At 70.0% G+C, this 26,284-nt stretch carries 24 protein-coding genes; 7 read left to right on the plus strand and 17 right to left on the minus strand.

What is annotated here, in order from left to right; all coding sequences use genetic code 11:
- The first annotated feature begins 169 nt into the window (after nucleotides 1-169).
- Nucleotides 170-3,331, plus strand: coding sequence for an ATP-dependent DNA helicase (locus Plo01_RS23780; RefSeq protein ID WP_203892886.1), 3,162 nt, complete (start codon nucleotides 170-172; stop codon nucleotides 3,329-3,331).
- 169 nt (nucleotides 3,332-3,500) lie between these two features.
- Here the strand turns inward: Plo01_RS23780 and Plo01_RS23785 are convergent, their stop codons facing one another.
- The gene (locus Plo01_RS23785) at nucleotides 3,501-3,956 is read right to left on the minus strand and encodes a very short patch repair endonuclease (RefSeq protein ID WP_444980768.1); all 456 of its coding nucleotides are present in this window, start codon (nucleotides 3,954-3,956) and stop codon (nucleotides 3,501-3,503) included.
- Between the two features lie 624 nt (nucleotides 3,957-4,580).
- Here Plo01_RS23785 and Plo01_RS23790 point away from each other — a divergent pair.
- Nucleotides 4,581-5,666 carry a DNA cytosine methyltransferase gene (locus Plo01_RS23790; RefSeq protein WP_203892888.1) on the plus strand — a complete coding sequence of 362 codons (1,086 nt, stop codon included), beginning with the start codon at nucleotides 4,581-4,583 and terminating at the stop codon, nucleotides 5,664-5,666.
- A 520-nt stretch (nucleotides 5,667-6,186) separates the two neighbouring features.
- Here the strand turns inward: Plo01_RS23790 and Plo01_RS23795 are convergent.
- The 5 genes from Plo01_RS23795 to Plo01_RS23815 all read right to left on the minus strand — a co-directional run bounded on the left by Plo01_RS23795 (nucleotide 6,187) and on the right by Plo01_RS23815 (nucleotide 12,275).
- Nucleotides 6,187-7,371 (minus strand): ISAs1 family transposase, encoded by a 1,185-nt coding sequence (locus tag Plo01_RS23795; RefSeq protein WP_203892889.1) that lies wholly within the window; start codon nucleotides 7,369-7,371, stop codon nucleotides 6,187-6,189.
- A gap of 287 nt (nucleotides 7,372-7,658) precedes the next feature.
- Nucleotides 7,659-9,113 (minus strand): OmpA family protein, encoded by a 1,455-nt coding sequence (locus Plo01_RS23800; RefSeq protein WP_203892890.1) that lies wholly within the window; start codon nucleotides 9,111-9,113, stop codon nucleotides 7,659-7,661.
- Between the two features lie 393 nt (nucleotides 9,114-9,506).
- The gene (locus Plo01_RS23805; RefSeq protein WP_203892891.1) at nucleotides 9,507-9,860 is read right to left on the minus strand and encodes a DUF3140 domain-containing protein; all 354 of its coding nucleotides are present in this window, start codon (nucleotides 9,858-9,860) and stop codon (nucleotides 9,507-9,509) included.
- A 256-nt stretch (nucleotides 9,861-10,116) separates the two neighbouring features.
- Nucleotides 10,117-11,391 (minus strand): erythromycin esterase family protein, encoded by a 1,275-nt coding sequence (locus tag Plo01_RS23810; RefSeq protein ID WP_239316916.1) that lies wholly within the window; start codon nucleotides 11,389-11,391, stop codon nucleotides 10,117-10,119.
- Between the two features lie 65 nt (nucleotides 11,392-11,456).
- Nucleotides 11,457-12,275, minus strand: coding sequence for an oxygenase MpaB family protein (locus Plo01_RS23815; RefSeq protein WP_203892892.1), 819 nt, complete (start codon nucleotides 12,273-12,275; stop codon nucleotides 11,457-11,459).
- A gap of 194 nt (nucleotides 12,276-12,469) precedes the next feature.
- On the opposite strand from Plo01_RS23815, the gene Plo01_RS23820 reads away from it, so the two are divergent.
- Nucleotides 12,470-14,107: a diguanylate cyclase gene (locus tag Plo01_RS23820; RefSeq protein WP_203892893.1), complete on the plus strand. Its 1,638-nt coding sequence runs from the start codon at nucleotides 12,470-12,472 to the stop codon at nucleotides 14,105-14,107.
- A gap of 51 nt (nucleotides 14,108-14,158) precedes the next feature.
- On the opposite strand, the gene Plo01_RS23825 is transcribed toward Plo01_RS23820, so the two are convergent.
- The 5 genes from Plo01_RS23825 to Plo01_RS23845 all read right to left on the minus strand — a co-directional run bounded on the left by Plo01_RS23825 (nucleotide 14,159) and on the right by Plo01_RS23845 (nucleotide 18,197).
- On the minus strand, nucleotides 14,159-15,214 hold the full coding sequence (locus tag Plo01_RS23825; protein WP_203892894.1) for a class I SAM-dependent methyltransferase: 1,056 nt from the start codon (nucleotides 15,212-15,214) through the stop codon (nucleotides 14,159-14,161).
- 109 nt (nucleotides 15,215-15,323) lie between these two features.
- Nucleotides 15,324-16,205: a YihY/virulence factor BrkB family protein gene (locus tag Plo01_RS23830; protein ID WP_239316918.1), complete on the minus strand. Its 882-nt coding sequence runs from the start codon at nucleotides 16,203-16,205 to the stop codon at nucleotides 15,324-15,326.
- A 194-nt stretch (nucleotides 16,206-16,399) separates the two neighbouring features.
- Nucleotides 16,400-17,068, minus strand: coding sequence for a DUF3618 domain-containing protein (locus tag Plo01_RS23835; protein ID WP_203892896.1), 669 nt, complete (start codon nucleotides 17,066-17,068; stop codon nucleotides 16,400-16,402).
- The gene (locus Plo01_RS23840; RefSeq protein ID WP_203892897.1) at nucleotides 17,044-17,478 is read right to left on the minus strand and encodes a phage holin family protein; all 435 of its coding nucleotides are present in this window, start codon (nucleotides 17,476-17,478) and stop codon (nucleotides 17,044-17,046) included. Before Plo01_RS23840 ends, Plo01_RS23835 begins: the two co-directional genes overlap by 25 nt.
- A complete protein-coding gene (locus Plo01_RS23845) occupies nucleotides 17,475-18,197 on the minus strand; it encodes a Sec-independent protein translocase family protein (RefSeq protein WP_203892898.1) in 723 nt (240 codons plus the stop codon). Before Plo01_RS23845 ends, Plo01_RS23840 begins: the two co-directional genes overlap by 4 nt.
- A 235-nt stretch (nucleotides 18,198-18,432) precedes the next feature.
- Between Plo01_RS23845 and Plo01_RS23850 the strand changes: the two genes are divergently transcribed.
- On the plus strand, nucleotides 18,433-19,575 hold the full coding sequence (locus Plo01_RS23850; protein WP_239316920.1) for a sugar ABC transporter substrate-binding protein: 1,143 nt from the start codon (nucleotides 18,433-18,435) through the stop codon (nucleotides 19,573-19,575).
- Nucleotides 19,576-19,588: 13 nt separating this feature from the next.
- On the opposite strand, the gene Plo01_RS23855 is transcribed toward Plo01_RS23850, so the two are convergent.
- A complete protein-coding gene (locus Plo01_RS23855; RefSeq protein ID WP_239316922.1) occupies nucleotides 19,589-20,575 on the minus strand; it encodes an anti-sigma factor RsbA family regulatory protein in 987 nt (328 codons plus the stop codon).
- A 205-nt stretch (nucleotides 20,576-20,780) separates the two neighbouring features.
- Between Plo01_RS23855 and Plo01_RS23860 the strand changes: the two genes are divergently transcribed.
- On the plus strand, nucleotides 20,781-21,761 hold the full coding sequence (locus Plo01_RS23860) for an NAD-dependent epimerase/dehydratase family protein (protein ID WP_203892900.1): 981 nt from the start codon (nucleotides 20,781-20,783) through the stop codon (nucleotides 21,759-21,761).
- Nucleotides 21,762-21,811: 50 nt separating this feature from the next.
- The gene (locus Plo01_RS23865; protein WP_203892901.1) at nucleotides 21,812-22,180 is read left to right on the plus strand and encodes a VOC family protein; all 369 of its coding nucleotides are present in this window, start codon (nucleotides 21,812-21,814) and stop codon (nucleotides 22,178-22,180) included.
- On the opposite strand, the gene Plo01_RS23870 is transcribed toward Plo01_RS23865, so the two are convergent.
- Nucleotides 22,161-22,913, minus strand: coding sequence for an aspartate/glutamate racemase family protein (locus Plo01_RS23870; RefSeq protein WP_203892902.1), 753 nt, complete (start codon nucleotides 22,911-22,913; stop codon nucleotides 22,161-22,163). The genes Plo01_RS23865 and Plo01_RS23870 overlap by 20 nt on opposite strands.
- A 77-nt stretch (nucleotides 22,914-22,990) precedes the next feature.
- Between Plo01_RS23870 and Plo01_RS23875 the strand changes: the two genes are divergently transcribed.
- Nucleotides 22,991-23,914 carry a LysR family transcriptional regulator gene (locus Plo01_RS23875; protein WP_203892903.1) on the plus strand — a complete coding sequence of 308 codons (924 nt, stop codon included), beginning with the start codon at nucleotides 22,991-22,993 and terminating at the stop codon, nucleotides 23,912-23,914.
- Here Plo01_RS23875 and Plo01_RS23880 read toward each other — a convergent pair.
- The 4 genes from Plo01_RS23880 to Plo01_RS23895 all read right to left on the minus strand — a co-directional run bounded on the left by Plo01_RS23880 (nucleotide 23,911) and on the right by Plo01_RS23895 (nucleotide 25,926).
- Nucleotides 23,911-24,219 carry a transcriptional regulator gene (locus Plo01_RS23880; protein WP_203892904.1) on the minus strand — a complete coding sequence of 103 codons (309 nt, stop codon included), beginning with the start codon at nucleotides 24,217-24,219 and terminating at the stop codon, nucleotides 23,911-23,913. The two genes, Plo01_RS23875 and Plo01_RS23880, sit on opposite strands and share 4 nt — an antisense overlap.
- Complete coding sequence (locus Plo01_RS23885; protein ID WP_203892905.1) at nucleotides 24,216-24,677, minus strand: hypothetical protein; 462 nt, start codon at nucleotides 24,675-24,677, stop codon at nucleotides 24,216-24,218. Before Plo01_RS23885 ends, Plo01_RS23880 begins: the two co-directional genes overlap by 4 nt.
- Before the next feature lie 108 nt (nucleotides 24,678-24,785).
- Complete coding sequence (locus Plo01_RS23890; RefSeq protein WP_203892906.1) at nucleotides 24,786-25,385, minus strand: OmpA family protein; 600 nt, start codon at nucleotides 25,383-25,385, stop codon at nucleotides 24,786-24,788.
- Nucleotides 25,369-25,926, minus strand: a complete 558-nt coding sequence (locus Plo01_RS23895) for a hypothetical protein (protein WP_203892907.1) — start codon at nucleotides 25,924-25,926, stop codon at nucleotides 25,369-25,371. Before Plo01_RS23895 ends, Plo01_RS23890 begins: the two co-directional genes overlap by 17 nt.
- Nucleotides 25,927-26,284: the final 358 nt, after the last annotated feature.

Consider the following 26,284-nt stretch of genomic DNA (forward strand, 5'->3'; position numbering starts at 1 on the left):
TGGGATGTCACCTGATCATCGCACTGTGCTCCGCAGGCGGACGCGTCGCTCCGTCCGGCTCGATCGGTGACGTCCTGCCGGGCTCCATCCGGAAGTGTCGGTCCGGGTGGCTACGCTGGCGCCCTCTGGATTCAGTGATCTCAATCATGCACAAGAGAGCTGATCGATCATGACCTTTTCCGCGGCTGTCTGCGTCGAACTCCTGAAGGCTCTGAGCCCCGAAGCGCAAGCCATCGTGACGTCCGACGCCCGGCGTCTGCTGGTGATCGCCGGCGCTGGTGCGGGCAAGACCGAGGCCATGGCTCGGCGGATCGCTTGGTGGCACGCGCGCGATGGGATCCCGAAGGACCAGATAGTGGCCTTCACCTTCACCGAGCAGGCCGCCGAGGAGATGAAGTTCCGGATCCGGAAGTACATCCAGGTCGTCGAAACGCCCGGAACCGACCCGAGCCTGGGAGGCATGTACGTCGGAACGATCCACGGCTTCTGCCTGGAGACCCTGCGTAAGCTGTGGCCGGACGAGTACCACAACGACGACGTGGTCGACGACGTCGCCCGCTACTCCCTCGTCCAGGAGGGTTACACCTACCTTCTCGGACTCGAGGCGCTCGAGAAGGCCCTCCAGGCGGAGTCAGGGAAGCCGTACTCCTCCCGCGGCCGAACGATCGAGTACTTCCTCCAGGCCTACGATCTCCTGAACGAGTACGACCGGCTCGACGTCGAGCTCCCCTCTGAGCCCCGCCCCGACATCGGCGCGGAACAAGAATGGTGCAAGCAGGCTCGACTCCTGACGGAGACCGGGGAGGGCGCCGTCACCGAAGCCTTCGCCCGGTCAGCGGCCCGCTACTACGCCTATCTCCGGTGCAGGCACTTCTTGGACTTCAGCACGGCCCAGTCCGAGTTGACCCGTCGACTCCGCGCCGACGATGCGGCTCTGGCACGACTGCGTACATCGATCACCCACCTGGTCGTCGACGAGGTCCAGGACATCAACCCCGTCCAGGACGGGATCCGGCGCATGCTCGTCGACGACCAGGACGGCTGGCTGACCGCCGTCGGCGACCACCGTCAGGCCATCTACGGCTGGCGCGGCGGCCGCATCGACATCATGGCCGACCTCGCAGCCGAGCTCACGGCCGACGAGGACGGCGACGTCCTCGACCTGACCAGGAACTACCGCTCGACACCGCGGATCATCGACATCTCCAACCGCTGGAACGCCACGATCAACGTGCCGGGAACGATGTCCAGCCCGGACATGTCCCACGGTCGCGTCGGTCGTGTGGACGCCGACGCCCAGCACATCGGAGTCGTCGACTTCAATGGAGACCGCGCGGACGAGGCCGAATGGATCGCCGCGACCGTCAAGGAGCTGGTCCCCTCCCACAGTCTCGGCGCCGTCCACGACACACCCGACGGTGAACGCGGCATCACCTACTCCGACGTCGCCGTACTCGTCCGCAGCAGCACCGACGCCCGAACCTACCTGCAGGCTCTCCGTGACGCCGGAATCCCGGCGGTCGTGAAAGCCGGGCCGGACCTGTTCGCCCAGCCCGAAATCCTCTTGTTCGCGGCGGCGCTGTCACTCTCCGGCGGACGCGACACCTTCATGGGCGCCGACTGGAACAAGCGATCACTGCCCAGCCGGCTCAGGGATGTCCTGGGCATCACAGACGCAGATCGCCCGGGCGCAGCCGAGCGGGCCATCCGCGCGGCTTTCAACACCCTCGCCGGCGAAGGGTTGACCATCGCCCCCGGTTCAGCCGACAGGGTCATCCGCGCCGCCAGGGGCATGGAGGCCCGGCTTGCCGGAATCCCCGTCAACCGAGCGGACATCGCCGTCCTCAGCACCCCGGAGCTGCGGAAGTGGCTGTCCGGCCGTGATCCCGTCCGCAGAGTCTTCCCGCAGACGATGCTTCAGTGGCTGATGTCGGAAGCGGGCGTCTCGGCGTGGGACACGCAACACGACCGCGCCGTCGCCGCGATGTACCACCTCGGACAACTCAGCTCCCTCGTCACAGGGATCGAGACGCCTGGGTGGACGCGGGCCAAGTCCTATAGGCACCAGATCACCAGCCTGCTGCTGTGGGGAACCGAATCCGCCCGCCCGCAGGAGGCGCCACTCCTCGCCACCCCCGACGCGGTCACCGTCACCACCATCCACAGCGTCAAGGGCCTGCAGTACGCCGCCGTGTTCGTAGCCGACGTGTGCTCGTCCCGCTTCCCGAGCAAGAATGCCAAGCAGGCACCGAAGCTTCCCTTCCGAGATCCGCTGGCTCAGGTCATCGACCCCACCTCTCTCGCGGACAACGCGAACAACGACGACGAACGACGGCTGATGTACGTCGCGATCACCAGAGCCGAGCGGTTCCTCTACGTCTCCGCGTCCAAGCCCTCGAAGTTCTTCAAGGAGCTCAAGGGGATCGTCAAGGATGCCGGTTCCCACGTCTGGGACTCCACGGGCAGCGTCCCGCAAGCCATCCCCAGCCTCCGTCCGATCGCCAGCGAGCGCAGCCGTGAAGACCGCCTGATCACCTCTTTCTCCGATCTCCGCTACTACCTGGAGTGCCCGCACGACTTCTACCTGCGCAAAGTCCTCGGTTTCACCCCCACCATCGACCAGGCTTTCGGCTACGGCCGCGGCGTCCACAACCTCATGCGCGCCGTCCACACCGACCCTGCGCGTTGGGCCGAACTCGCCGCCGACCCTGTCGCCCTCAGACAGGCCGTCCAAGAGCTCATCGACCGCGGCCTTTTCTACCTGCGGCACACCACGGGCGAACCGGCCGAGAACATGCGCCGTCGCGGTGTCGAGATCGTCACCGACTACGTCCAGACCTACGTCGACGAACTCCGCCGCCTCACCTTCGAACCCGAGCGGGAATTCGAAGTGCTCGTCCCCGGTGAGGACGTGCTCGTTTCCGGTGCCATCGATGTCGTGCGCCTCGACTCACCGCCCCAAGTCACGATCATCGACTTCAAGTCGGGGGAACGGGAGACCGACAAGCACGACGCCCTCGACGAGGACGAGATGAAGCTCCAGGTCTCCCTGTACGCCGTGGCGGCCCGTCAGGAACTGGAGTACGAGCCCGAGCGAGGCCTGGTCCGCTACCTGGGTGAGAGGGACCCTTCGCGCAGGGAACTGAACGTCCCGCTCGACCAGCAGACCATCGATGACAGCCTGGCGACGGTGAAGACCCTTGCGGGCGGCATCCAACGCCGCCAGTTCCGCTCGGGTCCCCACAAGCCGGATAAGAACGGCGGACACCGCTGCATCACCTGCGACTGGTCGCGCATCTGCGGCTTGAGCAGGAACTCGTCGACCGCGTAGCGGGAATGCCTCCGCCGATCCGTTTCCAACTGGGCCGCTGAAGCGTGACAGCAACCGTGCCGGACCCGCTCGCCTCCGTCATAGTCAGTCGTCCGGTGGTGGAGGACAGGTCACCGACGCCGAGGTCCTGGAGCCCGTCCGAGCACGGGGAGCTGCAGCGAGGCGGCGGTCATCGACTCCGCCCTGCCACCTGTGAGGCTCGGGCGGTACGGACCGCCGTCGCGACGCGGTGTGCCGCTTCCACGGGGTCCTCATGCTCCCAGACCCTGATGACCGACCAGCCCGCCTCCTCAAGCCTGCGATCGGTGTCTGCGTCCCGTTCCCTGTTGGCGCGGAGCTTCTCCGACCAGTAAGCGGAATTGGTCTTGGCCACGCTGTGATGTTCGGGGCAGCCGTGCCAGAAACAGCCGTCCAGGAAGACCGCGATGCGGAGACGGGGGAAGACCAAATCAGCCGTCCGACGGCGGCCCGGAAGAGGGAGACGGACGGCGACCCGGTAACGCAGACCGAGAGCGTGCACCGCTTTCCGCAGAGCGAGCTCGGGCTTGGTATCGCGACTCTTGTTGGATCGCATGCTCGCCCGGACAGCGTCGCTAGAAGCCCACGACTCTGCTCTCGTACCCATGAGGTCAAAGATATGGCGGTCGTCGCCGAGTCGGCTTACAGCTTTGTCCGTTCATGGATGCAGAAGGCAGGGGTTCCCGCAAACTGGGAGCTCGTCGGCGAGAAGACAGCCAGATGCCGACAGGCGGGAAAGGCGTTCCCGCCACCCGTCGCCGCAGCGGTGGGCAGAGAGATCGCAGCTGTACTCCTCGCAGTCCCATGATCCGGGCTCGTCTCCTGACGGACGCCCTCGCCTCGATCGGCACCCGCCCGGGACGGTGGAAGCGCTCAAGCTCCGATTGAACTCGCCTCGTCAGTGAGCGGAGACTCCGAGCGCATCGGAGCCGGACGGGGAGGGATCTCATCGGTATCCCCGACGAGCCAGTGAAGGAAGCCGATGACGTGTGCGTTCATGTTGGAACCCACCACGGCGGCAGCCTCCTTGGCCCGCCTATGGAGTTCCGGGTCCGGGCGGTACACCGCGGCAGCGTACCTGTGCTTGTTGGGCATGGTTTCACCATGTCATGGTGGCCGGCCACCGCGAAGAGAGAGTATGCTTGCCCGGTCATGGGTAGATCCAGAGGCGTATCGGCGATCAACGCATGCGAGTCCTGCAGCCTCTGACCCCTCGAGGCCAGGAGAGTACGTGCACGCCCGCGGAATTGTGGATCTGTTCGCTGGACCCGGCGGGCTGGACGTGGCGGCGACCTGGCTGAAGATCCCCGTGATCGGCATCGAACTCGACGGCAACGCGTGCACCACTCGGAAAGCAGCCGGGTTGGGCACCGAGCAAGAAGACGTGCGCGCCTGGGGCCCCAGGGATTTCCCGGACGCCAACGTCCTGGCGGCCGGGCCTCCGTGCCAGACGTATACCGTGGCGGGATCCGGTACCGGCCGCCAGGACCTCAACAATGTGCTCGGTTCCGCTAAGCGCATGGCCAACGGTGAAGACGTCAGCGCAGACCTCAAGAAGCTGTCTGACCCACGAACGGCTCTGGTGTTGGAACCCCTCCGATGGGTGCTCGAGGCCAGAGAGGCCGGACGCCCTTACGATGCGATCATCTTGGAGCAGGTGCCATCCGTCCGACCGGTCTGGGCGGTGATGGACGAGATCCTCACGGGCCTGGGCTATTCAGTGGCTCACGACGTGCTGCGCACGGAGCAATACGGAGTGCCGCAGACTCGCCGTCGCGCGGTTCTGATCGCCCGTCGTATAGACGAAGGCGCGGATAAGGTGACGCTGCCTAAGGCGACCCATCACCCGTACCGCAAGGGAGTCCCTCGTCCCGAGGAATCCGAAGGCATCAAGCCTTGGGTGGCGATGGGCGAGGTACTACAGCGGCCGAAACCTTTCGTCGTCATCTCCAACTACGGTACCGGCGGCAACCCTAAAGCCCGCGGAGAGCGCAAATCCACCGAACCGTCCGCTACCGTCACCGGAAAGATCTCTCGCAACCGGGTATTAGAAGCCGACGGCACCGTCTCCCGTTTCGACAATGCCGAGTCAGGATTGATCCAGACCTTTCCTCGGGATTACCCATGGGGAGGCAGCGATATCCCTCAGCAGATAGGCAACGCAATCCCACCGCTCCTCGCTGCCCACGTCATCGTCGCAGCCCTCGGTACGGGGGCCGACGTCCTCAAAGATCTAAAAGCGGAGAAGCTGCCGCTGTGGTCAGAAACCGCGGCCACCAAATCCCAACATCCAGGCCGGGATCGCGATATCCCATAACCTGCTGCATCCCGCCCGACCCTCGATGGAGCCAATCAAAACGAGTTGCACGGCTAACTGAACGAACCTGCAGGCCGTACTGCTACCACAGAGTGAGTTGATCCCGGTCTCGCGGCCCGTTCCTGGACTCTGACAGTTGGAGGCGCCGGTCCTCCGAGAGCCCCGACGAAGTGGCGATCAGGATCTTTTCCGCAAGCCTCATCGTTTCAGTGATCGATGGCGCCTCGATCAATATCAGCCTAGGCCGATCCGGATCGGAATTAAATCCACACCCCGAGGCATGAATGAAGTTGACCCGGTTTGGCGTACACCTTTGATGTACTCCGACTTTGGTGGCGACTCCACCGAACCCGGGGCACACCAATGTGTCTACCGGACCGGGGCAACTTCACGCCGCCACCGACGTGGATCTGATGACGACCTACGTCGGTGGCACCCGGGAGTGCGTCGCGGCGGTGGTGGCCGACGAAGGACTGGAGGCCATGGAGATCACTGTGGACCAGTCAGGGTCGAAGCGTTCTCACGTTGTGAGACCGAGTAGCTGAAGCCCGTCTGCGGGGTGGCTGCGGTAGTGGTCGATCGCGGCGGCGATGTTGGTCCAGCCGATCAGATGGGCCAGGCCGATGGCCAGGTTGCGCAGGCTGGCCATGATCCGTGGGGCGGTGCCGGTGCGGACCCGGGAGGCGTCTTCGCGGTAGGTGGCGTCGCGGATGTGGTGCAGGGCCTCGATGCTCCAGTGGCCGCGGATCAGTGCGGCGAGGCGGGCGTGGCTGAGGCGGCCGGGCGGCAGGCTGGTGATCGCGTAGATGGTGACGATCGTGGTCGTGCCGGTTCGGTGGTCGGTGCGGCGGCGTTTGACCTGAATGGCCTGGGTGGCGTGGGGGAAGGGCAGGCCGGGCCGGGTGGTGCAGATCTTCATGCGGCGGATCTCGCGGCGGCCGTGACCGGTCTCGTCGGTGCGGTCGTTGAGGAACGCTTGGCGCCAGGGCAGGGCTTTGAGCCGGCGGTGCAGGGTGGGCTGGTTGCCTTTGACGAGGAAGATGTAGTGGCCGCCGGCGGTGATGATCTGCCGGGCGTGTTCGGCTTGAGTGTGCAGGGCGTCGGCGGTGATGACCACGTTCGACAACTCCAGGCCGGACAGCAGCGGCGCAAACGCGCCGATCTCGTTGCTTTTGGCCGCGACCTGCCGCTGAGCGACGACGGTGTGGGTGTCGTGGCGGAGGGCGGCCAGCAGGTGCACCGTGCCATCGGTGGTGCGGCTGCCGCACAGGGCCTTGCCGTCGATGGCCAGGCCGAGCAGGGGCGTTCGGGGGGAAGTGGTGGTGTCGGGCGGCGGGCAGGCGGCCAGCGCGGCGAGGTAGGCGCAGGTCGCGGCATCGAAGGCGTCGCCGTCCAGGCGGGCCAGGAGCCGTCCCAGGGTGGAGGCGGCCAATCGCATGGTGGGCGGCAGACCGAGCCGGGCGCGCAGATCGGCGTCGTAGCCGGCGATGAACCGGGTGATCTTCGCCAGTGATGTGGCCCCGCCGAGCACGGCGAGCAGGGTTAAGGCCAGCAGCGGGCCGAGTCGGTAGCGGCGTCCGCGGCGGCTGCGCGGGTCGGGTACGGCATCGAGGACCTCGGCCAGGGTGGGCAGGTCGACGGCGGGATCGGCGAGGGGGACGTGCTCCAGGTGGCGGGAGAGCACGTCGATCGGGGATGATGGCACGCGAACGCGGCCCCTGTTCTTGATCGACTGGCTTAGACAACCGACGATCATCAGGGGTCGCGTTTGTCATCTCCGCACTGGGGTGTTCCTACGTGCCCACCCGGCTCAGGGGTGCAGCAGTCTCAGCAGCCGAGAACGCAACGGCCTTGGTGGACCAGTCGCTCGCCTGGGACAGCGATCCCCTCAATCCCGTCCCCGCCGACCGCGAGAGATATTGAGCCGGGACGCGTCATGGCACAGCCGCCCGCCGGGGGACTCCTGCGCCCGGGGTGCCGGGATCTCCGTACTCAGGAGATCGGGATCCCGGGGACCGACCCGATGCCCTCCGCCTCGAGTGTCACCGTCTTCACCCCGTCGGCCGGAGCGGGATAGTAGACGTAGGATCTGAGACTCTCCCCGGGGTCGAGTGCCATCATGGGGCTCTCCGCGAAGCCGGTCTCGTTGAACCTCACCGGGTGATACCTGGCTCCGGTGGCGGGCTCCACCAGCGTGAAGGCGCCGAAATCGGCCGCCCGGGAGAACTCGTACTGCCAGCCGACGAACGGCTCGGGGGCGGGCTGGAACCACGCCGTGCCCGAGTTCACCACGTCGAAGGCCGCCACGATGTAGGCGCCGTCCCGGTAGAACGGGTGGAAGTCCACCCGCAGCTCGCCGCCCTCGTGCGCGAGGGTCTTGGTCAGCGAGCCGACCACCGGGCCGGGGTCGGCGCGGAAGGGGGCCGGCTCGCGTGTCGATCCCCTGACATCGTCCGCCGACGGCCCGGCCGTGGTGGTGACGTCCGGCCCCTGCTGCTTGATCTGGTAGGAGATCTCCACCCGGCGGTTGCGCGCCCTTCCCTCCGGGTTGTCGCCTCCGTCCTGCTTCTCGTTCCTGGCGATCGGCTCCTTCTCGCCCTTGCCGGCCACCTCGTACCGGTAGCCGGTGCCCAGCTCACGGGCGAAATAGGCCTGTACGGCCCGCGCACGCCTGATCGAGAGGGCCTCGTTGTAGGAGTCCGATCCCTTGGCGTCGGTGTGGCCCTCGATGACGACCGGCGGCTTGGCCGGGTCGGCCCGCCGCCGCGTCTCCTCGACCACCTCGTCGAGTACGGCGGCGGCCTCGGCCGACAGCTTCGCCTGGTCGAAGGCGAACAGCACGTCGGTGCGGAGCCCGATCGTCTCCGTGGCGCCTTCCTGGGTGGTCGTCCGCTGCGGGGTCTCCACCAGTTCCTGCAGGTCGGCCACCCAGGACCAGACGTTGCCCGAGGGCAGGACCACCGGCCACCGGTGCTCCGATCCGGCCGTGGGCTCGGCGCTGCTCCCGGGCTCGGCGCTGGGCTCGGAGGCGCCCTCGGTGACCGGTACCCCGGTCATCGGCTCCATCACGAAATCCGGGGCCACGGTGATCTGCTCGACTTCCGGGGGCAGCGGCGGGAAATACACCTCGACCGGGTAACGCACCCCCGGCCGGAAGTCATCGGCGAATTTCTCGTCGAAATCGAGCCTGTTCCGGGTCCCGAAAGCGATGCCTTCCCAGTCGTTCTCCCGCAGGGTGAAGTACATTTTCCGGCCCACCGGGTCCAGCAGCCGGAACCTGGCGAAGCCGACGTTGTAGGGGGTGGGGACCTCGTAGCCGAAGTTGCCGCTGGCGGCCTTGTCAGGCTGCGTCGTGGTGATCTCCATCTTCAGCGCGGTGAGCGTGGGATGGCGCTCGATCGCCTTCACCTCCACCTTGAACGGGGCGGAGAGGTGATAGTCGAGCACGGCGTCCCGTACGTAGGAACCCGCCGAGGGCCGGCCTGCGGGCGAGGCGGACGGCGATTGCGAGGCCGATGGCGATCCCGGGGCCGATGGCGGTTCCGAGGCCGGTGCCGTCGGTCCTGGTGAGGCCTGCGGCGTCGCCGGGGTGGTGCAACCGCCGAGTACGGCCACCGCGAGCGCCGTCGACACTCCTCGCATGACGTGCATGACGCGCATGGCTTCCGTCTCCCGCGTAGGGGTCACGACGGGAAATCATGCTAACGAAGACAATTCCCATGATCTACAGCCGACCGCCGCGGCGCGTATGCAGTCCGGGCAGATGTACCGATCGCACCGGCCATAGCCGTACACCCATACACCCGGACACCTCGGTCCGCACCGCGGCGTGCGTGGAGGTCAGCCCTCCGTTCTGGAGGGTCTGAGGGGGTCGTGCCCGACCGCCATCAGGGCCCGGCGGCGCTCGTCGTCCCGCACGTTGGCGGAGGCGTGGGCCTCGGCGTCCTCGGCGACGCCGATGACGCGCCGCATCGTCTCGATGTCGTCCGAGGTGAGATCGACCTTGCGCTTTCCGAGGATGTTCAGCACCTCGCGGCCGAGGCCGGGCATCCACTGGCCGGGGTCGGCGGGGGAGGCGTCCTCGCCGGAGCCGGCAGCCATCAGGAAGGCCCGCAGTTCCTCCGACGTCATGTTCACGAAGTCGTGGAACTCCTGCCACAGCCGGTCGAGGTCCGGATCGGAACGGTCGGTCATGGTGCTCTCCTGTCTCGTACGGGGTCCGGTACGGCTACCGCGCGGGACCCGGCACGGCCTCGCCCCCGGGTACGGGCTGCGAGAACCGCGGGCTCGGCTCCCGTCCCCTCACCGGACGTCCCGTTCCCGGCGACCGCCGGGAAACGCACCAAATGCCGACAAATAGCCATATCTTGCCAACACTTCAACGAATCCCCGCGAAGAGCTCACCGGCCTCCGCGAAGCGCGCACCGCCCCCGCACAGCGCACCGGCCGTTCACACCGCGGTCGGGAACGTCTCCAGCTCCTCTTCCTCCGGCGGCTCGTCGTGCAGCGGGTGCAGCGCCTCGCTCCGGTCCAGCCACAGGAACGCGTCGTAGCGGCGGCCGAGCACCGTCGGGACGTAGTTCCCCCACCTCTCCCGGTCGGGGCGGTAGACCACCCCGATGGCGCGGTGGCTCGCCGGCCGGTCGTACCAGTCGGGCCGCCGCCCGGCCGGGGGCACGACGAACAGCGCCCGTTCCAGCCCGGTGGCGTGCAGCAGGGACTCCAGCGAGGCGGACCTGGCCGGCGGGACCCGCATCACCTGGGCGGGGGCGCCCCACCGTTCCGCCGCCACCACCGTGCCCTCGTACGTCCCGAACCCGACCAGCACCACGTCGTCGCCGTGCCGTTCCCGGGCCAGCTGCCCGAGGTTGGTCATCCCGGCGGCGGCCATGTCGGTGGCGCGGGCGTCGCCGACGTGCGTGTTGTGCGCCCAGACGACCCCCCGGGCGCCGTCGCCGTAGAAGCCGGCCAGCCGGTCGAGGGTGTCGGCCATGTGGACGTCGCGGACGTTCCACGACTCGGGACCGCCCCGGACCATGGCCCGGTAGTACTCCTCCGCCCCGGCCACCACCTCGGCGTTCTGCCGTACGGCGAAGCCCGCCTCGTCCTGCGGGGCCGCGGCGCTCACCGCCGACAACATCCCGACGACCTCCTTCTCGCAGGAGTCGGGGAGCAGCCGCATGGCCAGGCCGTACTGCTGCGGGTCGTGCCCGTAGGCCTCGAAGCAGAGCAGCGCGCCCAGGACCGCGTCGAGCTGCTCGGGCAGGTGCCGGAGCGCGTAGCGGCGCACGGCCCGCAGCGAGTCCCACAGGCTGTAGACGTCCAGCCCGTGGAAGCCGCAGCGGCGTCCCTGCGGCTGGGACTCGTTCCACCGGCGCAGCCAGCGGCAGAAGTCCACGACCTCCTCGTTGGCCCACATGAACGTGGGCCAGCGGGCGAAGCCGTACAGGGCGTCGTAGGGATCCTCGGCGCCGTCCCGGGTGACGGAGCGGTGCACCCGGTCGCAGTCGGGCCAGTCGCCCTCGACCCCGACGAACCGGAAGCCCTTCTCCGCGATCAGGCGGCAGGTGAGCGCCGCCCGCCAGGAGTAGAAGTTCTGGGTGCCGTGGCTCGCCTCGCCGATGAGGACGTAGCGCGCGTCGCCGACGCGTTCGAGGAGCGGGTCGAGGTCGTCCGGGGCGGCCAGGGGCAGGGCCGACCGCCTGATCTCGTCGGGAGCCGTCACTGCTCCTCCTCCCCCGGAGCGCCGGCGGACCCCGGCGGGTTCCTCCCGGAGCCCCGGGGGATGTCCTACCCGGCCCGGGCGGCCCCATGCGAGGGGCGCCGCGCGGCGAACCTCCTGCGCATCTCGTACAGGTAGTAGTCGCGGGGGAGGGTCCGCACCCGCATGGGCAGGCGCGGGTAGACGGCGGCCAGCGTCCGCATGAGCAGGGTGAAGCGCGCCTGCCGGAGGGGGGACCAGTGCCAGCCGTACTGCCTGCGGATCGGCTCGGGCATCAGGCCCGCGGTGATGAGCCGGATCGCCGGCAGTCCCGGGCGCGTGTACCAGGGCAGGGCCGTGGGGTTGAGCACCTGGTCGGCGACGGCCCGCGAGGCGTCGCTGATCTCCAGCGTGTTGAGCATGTCCGCGTAGTAGACCCGGAAGTCGGGGTAGGTCGCCGGGAGCAGCTCGGGTGGGCAGCCGAGGATGGTGGCGAAGACCTTCGACTGCTCGTAGTACGCGGCCAGCTCGGCGGCGCTCAGCTTCCGGAAGAGGCTCTCGTAGACGTGCACGCCCGTGGCGAAGAGGGTGGCGGCGACCCAGACCTGGAGCTCGGGGTCGTTGGCGCGGTAGTCGGGCCCGGTCACCTTGTCGTGCATGCGCGTCACGACGGCGCTCAGCGTCTCGGCTTCCTCGCGGGTGCCCCACGACACGGCGTAGACCCACTGCATGGTGCCCCGGAGCCGGCCGAGGGGGTCCTGGGCGGTGTAGCTGTGGTCGTAGACGCCCTGGGCCACCTTGGGGTGGGCCGTCTGCAGCAGTGACGCCGCCCCGCCGGCGGCGATCAGGATGCCTTCCCGGGCGACGAGGCGGATCAGGTCGTCATCCTTGAACAGTCCGTTGCTCATGCAATCATCGTAAGTAAGCCATTACTTCTCGACAAGGGTTCACCCGGACCATCGGCAGGCGACCGGCCTCATCCAGGGAAACCTCCGGGGAAACACCGGGAGGAGAAGAAAACGCCGTGCGAACTCCTCAGGTCGGAGGGTCGCCGTCCCGATGGGGACCAGGAGGTTCACGGGACACGCACGGAGGGATCAGGATGCTGGGGTTGCCGTTCCTGGTCCTGCTTTTCATGCTCGCCACGGCCGTGGGCGCCGCGGTGACCGCCGTCGGCTGGCGGCGGCGCAAGGCGGCGCCCGCGGTCGCCGCGCTGGCGCTCCTGTCCGCGGCGATCGTGGTGTGGTCCGCGGCGGACGCCCTCGCCTTCCTGATCCACGACCCCGTGGTCGGCCACGTGGTGAGGGTGGTCAAGTTCCTCGGCGTGTGCGCCATCCCGGCGGGATTCTTCTGCCTCTCCCACGCCGTGCTCGACCGCGCGTGGCGGCTGTCGCGCCGTACCGCCCTGCTCCTGGTGATCGAGCCGGTGCTCATCCTGGCCGTGAACGTGACCGACCCCTGGCACCACCTGTTCTTCCTGCCGCCCGACCCGGCCGATCCCGTCACCTTCACCAGGCCCGGCTTCGCTCCCCTGTTCTGGGTGCACACCGCCTACAGCTACCTCCTGATCGGCTCCGGCCTGGCGCGGCTGGTCCGGGGGTGGGTGCGGGGTCCCCGCCTCCAGCGCAGGCTGTACGGCGTCGTCCTGCTGGGCTGCCTCCTGCCGGGCCTGGCCAACGTCGTCGCCATCGCCTGGGGCGACTACGCCACGGACCTGACGCCCATCGGCTTCTGCGTCACCGCGGTCGCCACCTACTGGGCGCTCGTCCACCACTCGCTGCCCGAGCTGATCCCCGTGGCGCGGGATCGCGTCTTCGACCTGATCGGTGACACGGTCACCACCCTCGACGCCTCCGGCCGGCTCCTCGACCTCAACTCCGCCGCCGAGCAGATGCTCCGGCAGCTGGCGCCCGACCTGCCCGACCGGCTCGTCGGGTACTCCTTCGAGAAGGAGTTCGGCGGGCTGCCGCCCCCCGACGGCGGGGAGACCGACCTGATCCTCACCGACCGCGAGGGGCGGCGGCTGGAGCTGAACGTGCGCACCAGCCCGCTCCACGACAACCGGAGCCAGCGCGTCGGCTGGGTCATGGTGGCCCGGGACGTCACCGCGATCAACGGTCAGCGGCGGGAGCTGGAGCAGGCCAACGCCCGGCTGCACGAGCAGCTGCGCACCATCGAGCTGCTCCGGGCCGATCTGGCCGAGCAGGCGGTGCGCGATGCGCTGACCGGGCTGTACAACCGCCGCTATCTGCTGGAGGCGCTGGAGCGGCTGGCGGCCGAGTGCGCGGTGCGGAGCCGGCCGTTGAGCCTGGCGCTGCTGGATGTCGACCATTTCAAACAGGTCAACGACCGTTACGGGCACGCGGCCGGGGACGAGGTGCTGGTGCGGTTCGCCCGGTGTCTGGCCGAGGAGGCGGAGGGCACGGCCGGGGCCGGGGTGGTGGCGGCGCGTTACGGCGGGGAGGAGTTCGTGCTGGTGTTTGCGGGGGCCGACGGGGCGGCGGCGCGGGCGCGGGTGGAGGCGTTGCGGGTGCGGGTGGCCGCCGAGCCGGTGCGGACCGGGGGGCGGTCGGTGCCGGTGACCTTCAGTGCGGGGGTGGCGTGCCTGGCGGGCGGGCAGAGCCTGGAAGGGCTGCTGCACGCCGCCGACGAGGCGTTGTACGCCGCCAAGCGCGCGGGCCGCAACCGGGTCGAACCCGCCGCGGTTGCGGACGATCACGCGTCCGGAACGGCGGCGTGACGCCTTCCCTCGGGGACGCGCCCCAACCTCTCAGGGACGCGCCCCGACTTCTCAGGGACGCGCCTCGATGACCAGGTTGTACTCCGTGGTCAGCGCCGCCCGGACCCGGCTGAACCCGGCCTGGGCGAGCACCTCGCCCAGGCGCTCGGCGCCCGCCTGGGCGCCCAGCCCGAGCCCGGGCTCCCCCGACAGCGAGTGGGGCACGCACAGGAACGTCGAGGCGTTGTAGTAGCTCATCGAGACCGGGTTGCCAATCCGGTCCTCCAGCCGGTCGGCCGCCGCGGGCTCGACCAGGAGCAGGGTTCCGTCCTCCGCCAGGCTCTCCCGGGCCCGCCGGGCGGCCGTCACCGGGTCGCTCATGTCGTGCAGGGCGTCGAAGAAGCAGATCAGATCCCACGGGCCGACGGCGTCCTCGGCGGCGTCTCCGACGTGGAAGTGCACGCGGGCGTCCACCCCCGCCTTGCGCGCGGCCTGGTGCGCGGCCTCGATCGAGGACTCGTGGTAGTCGATCCCCTCGAACCGCGAGGCGGGGAACGCCTCGGCCATGAGGATCGTCGAGGTGCCGTGCCCGCAGCCGACGTCCAGGACGCGGGCCCCGGCGCGGAGCCGGTCGACCACGCCGTCCAGGGCCGGCAGCCACTGGTCCACCAGCGACATCCGGTAGAGCGGGCCGAAGAAGCGCGACACGCCGGTGAACAGCCGCGCGTCGTGCCGGTGCCACCCGAAGCCCTCACCGGTGCGGAAGGCCTCGGCGATCCCGTCGGCCGCGAGCCAGATGGCGGCCGCGATCTCGATCTGCCCGGACAGCGAGGTGACGGCCTCGTCGTCGGCCAGCACCGCGGCGTGCTCGGCGGGGAGCTCGAACCCGCCGGTCGCGGGGTCGTAGTCCAGGTGTCCCGCGACGGCCTGTGTGGACAGCCACTCGCGCAGGTACCGCTCCGCCAGGCCGGTGCGCCCGGCGAGCTCCGCGCTGGTCAGGGAGCCGGCCCCGGCCATGACTCGGAAGATCCCGAGCAGGTCTCCGAGGTAGTTGGAGAGGCTGAGGCTCGCGCCGAGCCCCTCCTGGGCGATCTGGGCGTGGAACGCCTCGAGCTTGGTGAGGTCCATGGTCTCTTTCCTCCCGTTGGTCGTCGTACCTCAAGGAGGATCGGGGACCGCGCTGCCACGGCCCTGTCGCCCGGCTGTCACCCGCCTTCCGTCACCCGCCGATCGCCTGTTACCCGGTGTCCATCTTCCGGGTGTCGCGGGGCTCGACGTAGGGCTCCTTCTCCGGCGGATGCCCGTCCTCGATGGCGCGGGCGCGGGCCAGCTCGGCGTCGAACTCCACGCCGAGCAGCACGGCGATGTTGGTGATCCACAGCCAGATCAGGAAGACGATGACGCCGGCGAAGGCGGCGTACGTCTTGGCGTAGGAGCCGAAGTTGGCCACGTAGAACCCGAACGCCGCGGAGGCGATGATCCACAGGATGACGGCGAGCATGCTGCCGGGGGTGACCCAGCGGAAGCCCGGGTGCGCCACGTTGGGCGCGGCCCAGTACAGCAGGGCGAGCACCAGCATCACGGCGAGCACCAGGACCGGCCACTTGACGATGTTCCAGACCGTCACCGCGGTATCGCCCAGGCCGAGCATCTTTCCCGCCTGCTCGGCGAGCCCGCCGGTGAACGTCACGGCGACCGCTCCGGCCGCGGTCAGAATGATCAGGACGGTGGTGATGGCCAGCCGCAGCGGCAGGGTCTTCCAGATGGGCCTGCCCTCGGGCATCTCGTACATGATGTTGGCGGCCCGCATGAAAGCCGCCACATAGCCCGAGGCCGACCAGAGCGCGACGGCGATACCGATGATCACGGCGATCCCGGCGCCGGGCTGGCTCCCCCTCAGGTTCTCGAGGAACGAGCCGATGATCTGCGTGGCGGGGCTGGAGGGCAGCGCCTCCAGGTTTTCGATGAGCGAGTCGATCGCCGTCTTGCCGAACAGGCCGAGCAACGAGACCATGGCCAGCAGCGCAGGGAAGATCGACAGCACCGCGTAGTAGGTGAGCGCGGCGGCCCAGTCGGTGAGCTTGTCCTGTTGGAACTCCTTGACGGTGCGTTTGAGCACTCCCCACCACGACTGCTTGGGCAGCTCGGTCGGGCCTTCGGGGGGTGTGTCACGGTCACTTCCGCGAACCGTTCCGGCGGAAGATCGTCTGCTGTCGTCGTGTGTCATCGGATGCACCGTTTCCGGAGTGGAAGCCGTCGCCGCTCCGCCCCCGTCGGAGGCGGAGCGGCGAGGATGGACGGACGGCTACGGGGCTACATGCGGGAGCGGGTCTGGTCGGTGACCTGCTGAGCCTGCTCCCGAGCCTGACCGCCCGTGGTCCTGGCGGCCTCGGTCGCGCTCTCCTTGACCTGCTGGGCCGCCTCCTGGGCGATGCCCTTGGCCTCCTGGCCGAGGTTCTGGGCCGATTCCTGGAGCGCGGCCTTGACCGGCTCCACCATGTCGCCCGCCTGCTCCTTGAGTTGCTCGGCGGCCCGGTTCTCGGCCTCGGTCCTGGGCAGGAGGGTCGCCGCCAGCAGTCCGGCGCCGAAGGCGATCATTCCCGCCGCCAGCGGGTTGCCCTGCGTGCTCCGCATCACCTGCTCCGGTGTCTCCTTCACCACTTCGGTGGCCTGGTGGGCCCCGTGCTTGACGGTCTCGGCGGCCTGCTGGGCGCCGTGCTTGACGGTGTCCGCCGCCCCGGACGCGCTCTCCCGGACCGAGTGGGCGGCCTGCCCGGCCTGCTCCCGCACCCGGTGGGCGGCGTGGGTCGGGGTCCCCATCACGCGCTCGCGCACCGCGTACATCTTCTGACGCATCCGCGCGGTACGGCGCTGCGCGATCCTCCGCGGGCTGGTCCGCTCGGCGAGCCGATCGACGTCGGCGGCCAGTTCCGCCCGGGTGGCGTTGATCTCCGCCCTTATTTCGTCAGGTTCCGCGCCCATTGTGCGTCCTCCTTGAGCGTCTCGATGGTCTGTTCCGGCTTGGGGGATACCTGCTGCATGCGCTTGCGTCCCGTCACGAACAGCGCCGCGCCGATCGCACCCCATACGACGGCGACGATGAGCGCCGCCCAGCCCAGGTCCATGACGTTGCCCAGGCCGAACATGACGGCCAGGGTCACCAGCAGCGCGGTCATGTAGCCGGCGAACCCGGCCCCGCCGAGCAGTCCGGCGGCCTTGCCCGCCTTGGCCGCCTCCTGGCGGATCTCCGCCTTGGCCAGTTCCACCTCCTGGCGGAACAGCCGGGACATGTCCTCCCCGATCTCGCTGATCAGCTGTCCCAGCGAGGGGGATTCCGCGTGACTGTCGACCCCGGTGTCCGGCCGGTGGTCAGGCCGAGGGGGCGCGCTCATCGCGACTCACCGTCCCAGCGGTTCGGCGGGTAGGCGCCCTGCGACTCCGCCGGGATGCTCTCCGGGGTCGTCGGCCGCGCCAGGGGGTCGGCCTGCTGCACCGACTGGTACGGCGGCGTCGTGTGCGCGGGCGGGGTCACCGGTCGCGCCGGCGTCTCCGCGACGCTCGCGGCGGTCGGGGTGAAGGCGGTGCCGCTCCCGGTGCCCGTCGACGTGGTGCCGCTGCCCGTGTCCGACGACGTGACGCCCGTCGTGGCCTTGGCGACCCGGCCGGCCAGGAATCCGGCCACCAACGCCCCGGCCAGGAACAGGCCCGGACGGCGGCGGGCGAAGTTCTGGACCTCGTCCACCACGCCGGCCAGCCCGTGCTCTTCCAGGTAGTCGGCGGCACGCCGTCCGCTGTCGGCGATCTGCTGGACCGCTCCATGGACCGGGGAGTCCGGCTTGACGGCCTCCTTCATCGACGACAGGTCGTCGGACCACTGGCGGATGCCCTGAGCCGCGCGGCGGCTCTGGTGCTGCGCCTGCTCCCCCACTCGGTCGCGCAGCTGTCCCGCCACGCGACGCGCCTGGTGCCTGGCCTCTCCGGCCACCGCCCGCGTCTGCTCCTTGGCGGTCTCCGCGACCTCCCCCGCGGCCGACTTGGCCTGCTGGGCCGTCGTCTGCATCCCCCCGCTCTGTCCGGAGTAGTCCCCCGCTCCGGTCGGATACTCACTCACCGATGCCTCCAGCGGTTGTTCCTTTTCGGATGATGCGCCCGCTACCCTCAAGGACCGCATACATTCACAAACCGCTTAAAACAGCGTCAATGATCTCCTTTGCCGATCAGTTCTTTGCCGCGACCCCTTCACGATCCCCACCGCCCCGGCGTTCCCCCTTCACCTGCGGGTACGGCTTCCGCCGGGAACGGCCGGCCACCGGCCGCGGCGGGCGATCACTTGTCAGGAGGCGGCCATGAAACCGGTGCGGCGCATGGCGGAATCCGCCGTGTCCGTCCTGACCGTGGCGGTCCTGGCCTTCGGGGCCCTGGCGTGCGGCTCCACCGGGGAGACCGGCCGGGACGACGGCCCGGCCGCCACCGCCTCCGGGGGCGCCGCCTCCCGGACCGCCGCGGACGGTTTCCGGATCGGCCTGCTGCTCCCCGACTCGACGGCCGCCCGCTACGACAGGTTCGACCATCCCTACATCGCCCAGGAGATCGCGACGCTCTGCCCCATGTGCGAGGTGGTGTACCGGAACGCCAACCAGGATCCGGGCCGGCAGGAGCAGCAGATCGACGAGATGCTCGCGAGCGACGTCCGGGTTCTCATCCTCGACCCGGTGGACGCCGCGGCGATCGGCCCGGCGGTGGTCAGGGCCAAGTCCCGGGGGCTCGGCGTGGTCTCCTACGACCGTCTGGCCGCGGGCCCGATCGACGCCTACGTCTCCTTCGACAACGTCGAGGTGGGCAGGGCGCAGGGCGAGGCCCTGCTCAAGGCGGTCGAGAAGAGCGGGTCCCGCGGGCGCGGCCCCATCGTGATGATCAACGGCTCGCCCACCGATCCCAACGCGGAGCAGGTCAAGCGGGGCGCCCACGCCGTCCTCGACGGCCGGGTGGAGATCGGCAGGGAGTACGACATCCCCGGCTGGAGCCCCGACCAGGCCAACACCCGGGCGGCCGAGGCGTTCGCCGAACTCGGCGCGGACAGGGTCGCCGGCGTCTACGCGGCCAACGACGGCATGGCCGCGGGCGCCGTCCAGGCGATGCGCGCCGCGGGGCTGCCCGGGAGGATCCCGCTGACCGGCCAGGACGCCGAGCTGGCGGCCGTCCAGCGCATCCTGCTCGGCACCCAGACGATGACCGTCTACAAACCGATCAGGCCCCAGGCGCGAAGCGCCGCCCGGATGGCCGTCGACCTCGGCAGCGGTACGGCGGTGAAGGCCGTCCGGACCGTGGGCAACGGCACGTCGTCCGCGATCCCCGCCGAGATCATACAGCCGACCGTGGTCACCGCGGCCAACGTCGGCACGACCGTGGTCGAGGACGGCTTCTGGACGATCGAGGAGATCTGCGCCGGGGACGTCCGCAACGCCTGCCGCGCCGCCGGGCTCACCTGACCGGGCGGGACCGTCAGGCGTCCCTGTGCCCGTTCACGTCGAAGTGGACCCGCGTGGTGGTGCCGTCCGGGCCGGTGTGCACCCGGACCAGATCGCCCAGGAGGTGCGTCACGAGCAGGCCGCGCGAGCCGAGCTGGCGGGCGTCGGCCGGGTGGCGTCCCGCGAGGGGGTCGGTGATGTGGCCGGCGTCGCTGATCTCGAAGACCACCTGCCCGTTCTCCCGCCAGATCCGCAGGGTGCCCGATCCGCCGCCGTGGTCGAGGCTGTTGGCGGCCAGCTCGCTGGCGATCAGCCGCAGGTCCTCCAGGCGGCTGCCGGACAGCCCGGACCGGGCGGCGTGCTCGACGGCGAAGGCGCGGACCCTGGCCAGGGGGCCGGGGTGGAGGTCGTAGCCGTACCGCATCGTGGCGGCGCCCTCGGGGGCGGACAGCGGCTGGTTGCACGCCCGCAGCACGTCGTCCAGCGCGTACCGGGTGCTGGGGCGCGTTCCGGAGGCGTCGACGATCACGGGGTGGGTCTCCTCCGCGTCCTTGATGACCGCGGGATCCAGCCTCTCGGCGTCGTAGGGGCACAGGATCGTGACGTCCCGGCCGGTGAACGCCAGGTTGATCAGCGCCTCGTGCTGGAGGCACGCCGGGTATTCGGCCTCGGAACGGCCGGCCCAGATGGGCTCTCCGATGATGCGGACGCGGGTGCCCGGGTGACGGTCGGCGAAGGCGCGCAGCACGTTGGGGATGATCCGCCCCGGGTTGCGCCCGGCCTCCTCCATGTTCATCAGCCGCACCCTGGCGGCCTGGCGCTCACCCAGCGCCTCGCGGATCAGGGTCAGGTTCCGCTGCGGCACGGCGACCGCGACCGGCTGCCCCGCCGCCAGTCCGTCCAGGATGAAGGGCACGGTTCCCAGGAGATAGTCGCCGACGCCGCGGTAGAAGAGCGCCGGGTGCTCGAAAGTAGGATGCTGCGGCCGCCCAGAAATCCACTCCTCTGGTTCGATTGCCACACTGACCATCCCGAATCGATGAACCGATATCTCCAACGTACCCTCTGCCCCGTTTTCCGGGACAAGGATCCGCCGAGTGACACGGGGCACACCCTGTTTTCCCCCAGGCGGTTCACGGGCAGGTCAAGCGCCGAGTGCCTCGATGATCCGACGGACGGAGCCGTCCCAGGGGCGCGCGGCGACGCCATAGGGAAAGATGCCTGACATGCGTATTCTGATCATCGGCGGTACCCGGTTCGTCGGCCGGCACATCACCGAGGCCGCGCTCGCGGCCGGGCACGACGTCTCCCTCCTGCACCGAGGGCGGACCGGCCCGGATCTCTTCCCCGAGGCGGAGCACATCCTGGCCGACCGCGACAGCGGCCTGTCGGTCCTGGGCGGCCGGGAGTGGGACGCGACGATCGACGTCAGCGCCTATCTGCCGGCCCAGGTCGAGGCACTGGCCGGCGCCGTCTCGACCGGCCAGTACGTCTTCGTCTCCACCACGGCCGTCTACGCCACCCCCAAGGAGCCGGGCTTCACCGAGGACTCCCCGCTCGCGGAGCTCCCCGACCCCGCCGGCCCGGTCCCCGACGTCGTGACCGGCCAGACGTACGGCCCGCTGAAGGTCCTGTGCGAGCGGGCGGCGACCGGCGCGTTCGGCCCGGGAACACTGGTCGTCCGCCCGACCTACGTGATCGGCCCGCACGACTACACCGGCCGCTTCACCTACTGGGTCAACCGGATCGCCCGCGGCGGCGAGGTCCTGGCCCCCGGCGACCCGGACGACCCGATCCAGGTGATCGACGGGCGCGACATGGCCTCCTGGATCGTCGCCATGACGGAGAAGGCGGAGGGCGGCACCTTCCACGCCGTCAGCCCGCCCCCGCCGTTCACCTTCGGCGACATGCTTCGGGCGATCGCCGCCGAGGTCGCCCCGCCCGGGACCACTCTCACCTGGGTGGACGCCGACTTCCTGCTCGCCCGCGGTGAGAACGGCCGTTCCCTTCCCCTGTGGGGCGAGGGCGACGCGTGGACCGCGGCCAACACCGCCGACCCGTCCGCCGCCCACGCCGCCGGTCTCGCCCCCCGCCCGTTCGCCCGATCGGTCCGCGAGATCCGCGCGTCCGAGGCGGGCTTCTCCGTCGAGACCACGATCACCCCGGAGAGGGAGGCCGAGCTCCTGGCCGCCTGGCACGCCCGCTGACCCGGGTCCGGCCGCCGCCCCCGAAGATCGGCATCTGCCAGAATCGGCGCATGCTGAACATTCGGACGATCGTGCTGGGCGTCGACGACGTGCCGCGGGCGATCGAGTTCTGGACCCGGGCACTGGGATACGTCCCGCGCGAGGGTGAGGTGCGGGACGACTGGGCGGTGCTCGAACCGGCCGGCGGCGCCGGCGTCGCGCTGGCGCTCGACCTCAGCGAGTCGCCGGTCCAGGAGCATCCGCGCGTCCACATCGACCTCTACGCCCGGGACACCGCCGACCAGGCCGCGGAGGTGGAGCGGCTGATCGCGCTCGGGGCCGGGCGGGTCGACTGGGACCTCTACCCCGAGGACCCCGACTTCGTCGTCCTGGCCGACCCCGACGGGAACCGCTTCTGCGTCATCGACCCGACCCACTGAGCCCCGACCCACTGAGTTCCGGCCCGCTGGGTTTCGCCGTACCGGCCAGCGCCAGGTCCACGGCGCGCTCGACGTGCAGGCGGGTGGAGTCGAACACCGGGACCGCGCTGTCCTGCGGGCCGATCAGCAAGGTGATCTCCGTACAGCCGAGGATGACCCCCTGGGCTCCGCGGGCGGTCAGGTCCGCGATGATCTCCCGGTACGCCCGGCGGGAGGCGTCCTCGACCCGGTTGCGGGTCAGCTCCCGGTAGATGACGTCGTGCACCAGGGTGCGGCCGGGCTCGTCGGGGACGATCAGGTCGATCCCGTGCCCGCGCATCCGGTCGCGGTAGAAGTCCATCTCCATCGTGAACCGGGTGCCGAGCAGTCCCACGGTCGTGAGCCCCGCCCCGGCGATCCGTTCCGCCGTGGCGTCGACGATGTGCACGAACGGCACCTCGATCGCGGCCTCGATCTCCCCGGCGACCCGGTGCATGGTGTTGGTGCACAGCAGGACCAGCTCCGCCCCGCCCTCCTGGAGCGTCCGCGCCGCCCGGGACAGCAGCCGGCCGGCCGCGGCCCAGTCGCCCGCCCGCTGCATGGCCTCGACCTCGGCGAAGTCCACGGTCAGCATGAGGCTGCGGGCGCAGTGGTGGCCGCCCAGCCGGCGGCGGACCTCCTCGTTGAGCAGGCGGTAGTACTCCGCCGAGGACTCCCAGCTCATGCCGCCGATCAGGCCGATGGTTCGCGTCATGCGGAAATCCTGGCGCGAGCCGCGGCCCCATAGGTAGACCTGGATTCCTTTGTCGACCCCCAAGCGATACTTATGCCATGACCCACGGTATGGACCCCCACCGCCTGCTGGTCTTCCGGGAGATCGCCCACGCCGGGTCGATCGCCGGCGCGGCCCGCGCCCTCGGCTGGACCCAGCCCGCGGTCAGCCAGCACCTGCGCCACCTGGAGCGGCGGGCGGGGATGGCCCTCGTGCTGCGTCTCCCGCGCGGCGTCCGGCTCACCGAGGCGGGCCGGCTCCTGCTCCGCCACGCCGACGCCGTCGCCACCCGCCTGCAGGCCGCCGCCGACGACCTCGACGCCCTGGCCCAGCTGCGGGAGGGCGCCGTACGGCTGGCCGCCTTCCCCTCGGCCAGCGCCACCGTCGTCCCGGCCGCCATGGACCTGCTCGTCCGGCGCCATCCCGGGGTGGACGTACGGCTGCGCGAGGCCGAACCGCCCGAGGCGTCCGCCCTGCTGGCCGCCGGGGAGGCCGACCTGGCCGTGACGTTCGCCCACGCCGGTCAGGAACCGGACGACCACCCCGGACTGGTCCGGACGCCGGTCGGCGAGGATCCGCTCCTGCTGGTCCTGCCACGCTCGCATCCGCAGGCCGTGCCCGGAGACCGGCCGGTGAGCCTGCGGTCGCTGGCCGCCGAGGCGTGGATCGCCGGCTGCGAACGGTGCGCCGCCGGGCTCCGCCGGGCCTGCGAGGAGGCCGGGTTCGTCCCCGACGTACGGCACGGCACCGACGACTACGTGGTCACCCAGGCGCTGATCGCCCGCGGCCTGGGGGTCGGGCTGCTGCCCCGTCTCGCTCTGGACGCCTTCACCGCCCCCGGCGTCGCCGTCCGGCCCGTTCCGGGGCTCCGCCCCCGCACGCTGTATCTGGTCCACCCCCGCGAGGCCGACCAGATCCCGGCGGTCCGCGCCACCCTCCGCGCCCTGCGCGACACCCTCGCCCCGGCGGCGCCGCCGATCTAGTGCTGCTCGCCGACGATCGCCCGGAGTGCGGCGACGTGGCCCCGGTAGGCGGCGCGGCCGGGTTCGGTGAGCTGGAGCCAGACGCGCTGGCGGGTGTCGCGTACGGCCTTGCGCTGTTTGACGTAACCGGCCTCGATCAGCACGGCCACCTGCTTGCTGAGCACGGAGGCGCTGACCCCGAGCTGCTCTTGGACAACGCTGAACTCGGCCTCGGCGACCGCCTCCAGCAGGGCGCAGATCCGCAGCCGGTTCGGCGCGTGGATCGTCATGTCGAACCCGCCTGTGAGGTCGTGCGCGTCTGTCATGCTGACGTCCGGGAAGGCCTGCGGCAGTAAATAGTGAGAGCGAACATGGCGACGGCGTTCACCGCCGCCGAGATGCCCCAGCCCCACGCCTGGCCGTACCGCACATCGAGCACGGCGGCAGCCGCCATGAGGCCGACGAGGAGCAGCCCGGCCAGCGCCATCACCACCACCTGGCGCCTGTCGCCCCTGCTCACGATCCCGAACCTGTTGAAGAACACCCGCATGGCGACCATGATCCCCGCGATCGACGCCAGGGAGACGACGGCACCCGTGGGCTGCGGGAGCAGCACGCTCAGCGGAGCTGCCGCACTCAGGAGGGCGATGGTGGCGGGGTACCACATCGGCATCGGCGTGGCGTGGAGAGTGGCCTGGACCTGCTCCACCTGGCGGAGCGCCGCAGCAGCCTCCTCACGGGACAGCCGGGGGGCGGGGTTCTGGGAGCTCGCTTGTGTTTCCATGACGGAAAGTCAATCAGCGACTTTCCAACTCGTCAACTCTAGACTTTCCGTCACGGAAAGTCTTAGGTTCGACGCATCCCGCAGCATGCACCCCGCGCCCCGGCGGGCTCAGCCGGGGAAGCTGATCTCCACCCGGCGGTTCTCGGCGCGGCCCTCGGGGTTGTCGCCGCCGTCGGGGGTGGTGTTGGGGGCGACCGGGTCGGCCGCGCCGTGGCCCTCGACGACGAAGGTGATGCCCTTGCCGCCCAGCAGCCGCTCCAGGGACTCCCGCACGGCCTGCGCGCGCCGCCGCGACAGGTCCAGGTTGTAGGCGTCGTCGCCCTTCGCGTCGGTGTGGCCGTCGATGCGCACCTGCTCGCCCCCGGCCTCGGCGGCGAGCGTCTTCGCGGCCTGCGCCAGGCGGCTTCTGGCCTTGGGGGTGAGCGTCGCCTTGTCGAAGGCGAACAGCACGTCGGCGGCAACGATGATCTTCCGCTCGGCGCCCCTGCTCTCGTCCGTGAGCGACCCGTCCAGGGTGGCGATGCGCTCGCTGATGTCCAGCACCCGGCCCTGCATGTCGAGCATCGGGGTGACCAGGTCGAGGACGGGCGCGGTGACCGGAGGCCCCGCCTCCACGGGGATCGGCGTGGGCGACGGCCGCGGCGCGGGGGTGGACGCCGGGGCGAGCAGGGCCGCGGCCAGCGCCAGGGCGCTAGCCGAGCGGTACATCGGCCAGGGTCCCGGCGTTGGGGATGTGAACGTCCATCGAGGTCACGTCGTCGGGCGGGGCGGCGAAGGTGGCGGAGAACGCCGCGCTCTCGCCCTCCTTGAGGAACAGCGACCCGATCCTGCTGCAGACGCATGTGTTGTCGCTGTCCAGTGCGACCAGGTGCTTCTTGGCGTTCTTGGTGTCGATCAGGAACACCCCGTCGACGGTGGGGTGCTGCTGCGGGACGGCCGAGAAGGCGTTGTTCACCTGCCAGCCCAGCCCGCCGTCGCCCTTGGTCACGGTGGCGGTGAAGGTGAGGTTCACGAACCGGTCGCGGCGAATGAACTGGACGATCTCCACCCGGAAACGGTGATTGTCGATGGCGCCCTCCCGGCCGGCCACGACCTTGTCCGGCGGTGCCGTCGCCCTGGCCGTCGAGGCGTCCGAGGCGGTGGAGGTGAGCTGCACCCGCTCCTGCGGGAGCTCCTCGTCCTGGCCGAACTGGCAGCCCGCGACCGCCAGGACCAGCGCCGCCATGGTCACGATCTTCATCGTTCTCATGGGACGAGGATCCTAATAAGCGGCATTTGCTGATTTCTAGCGAAAATTCAGAATTTTTAGATGCGTTAAGCGCGCCAGCCAATACGCGATGAGCAAATTAACCCGACATATGTTGTTAAACCGGACAGGACGGCGCCGCATCCGGCCGTGGCTGTACGGCCCCGCCTGAATCCAGGACAGATCAGACAAAGGCGCCACTACGCTCGGGGGAGGATCGTAGTCGCCGTGTTCACCGGCGTCGGGCCCGGCTTCGCCCTCATCGGGCAGCCGGAGGCGGACGCGCTGGAGCCCGCATCCTGACCTGGAGCGGCCGGGACGCTCCAGGGCCGCACCCGGGCGGCACCCGTGCGCGGGAGCG

This window comes from Planobispora longispora, assembly GCF_016863135.1.
In the GTDB taxonomy this organism is placed as follows: Bacteria; Actinomycetota; Actinomycetes; order Streptosporangiales; family Streptosporangiaceae; genus Planobispora; species Planobispora longispora.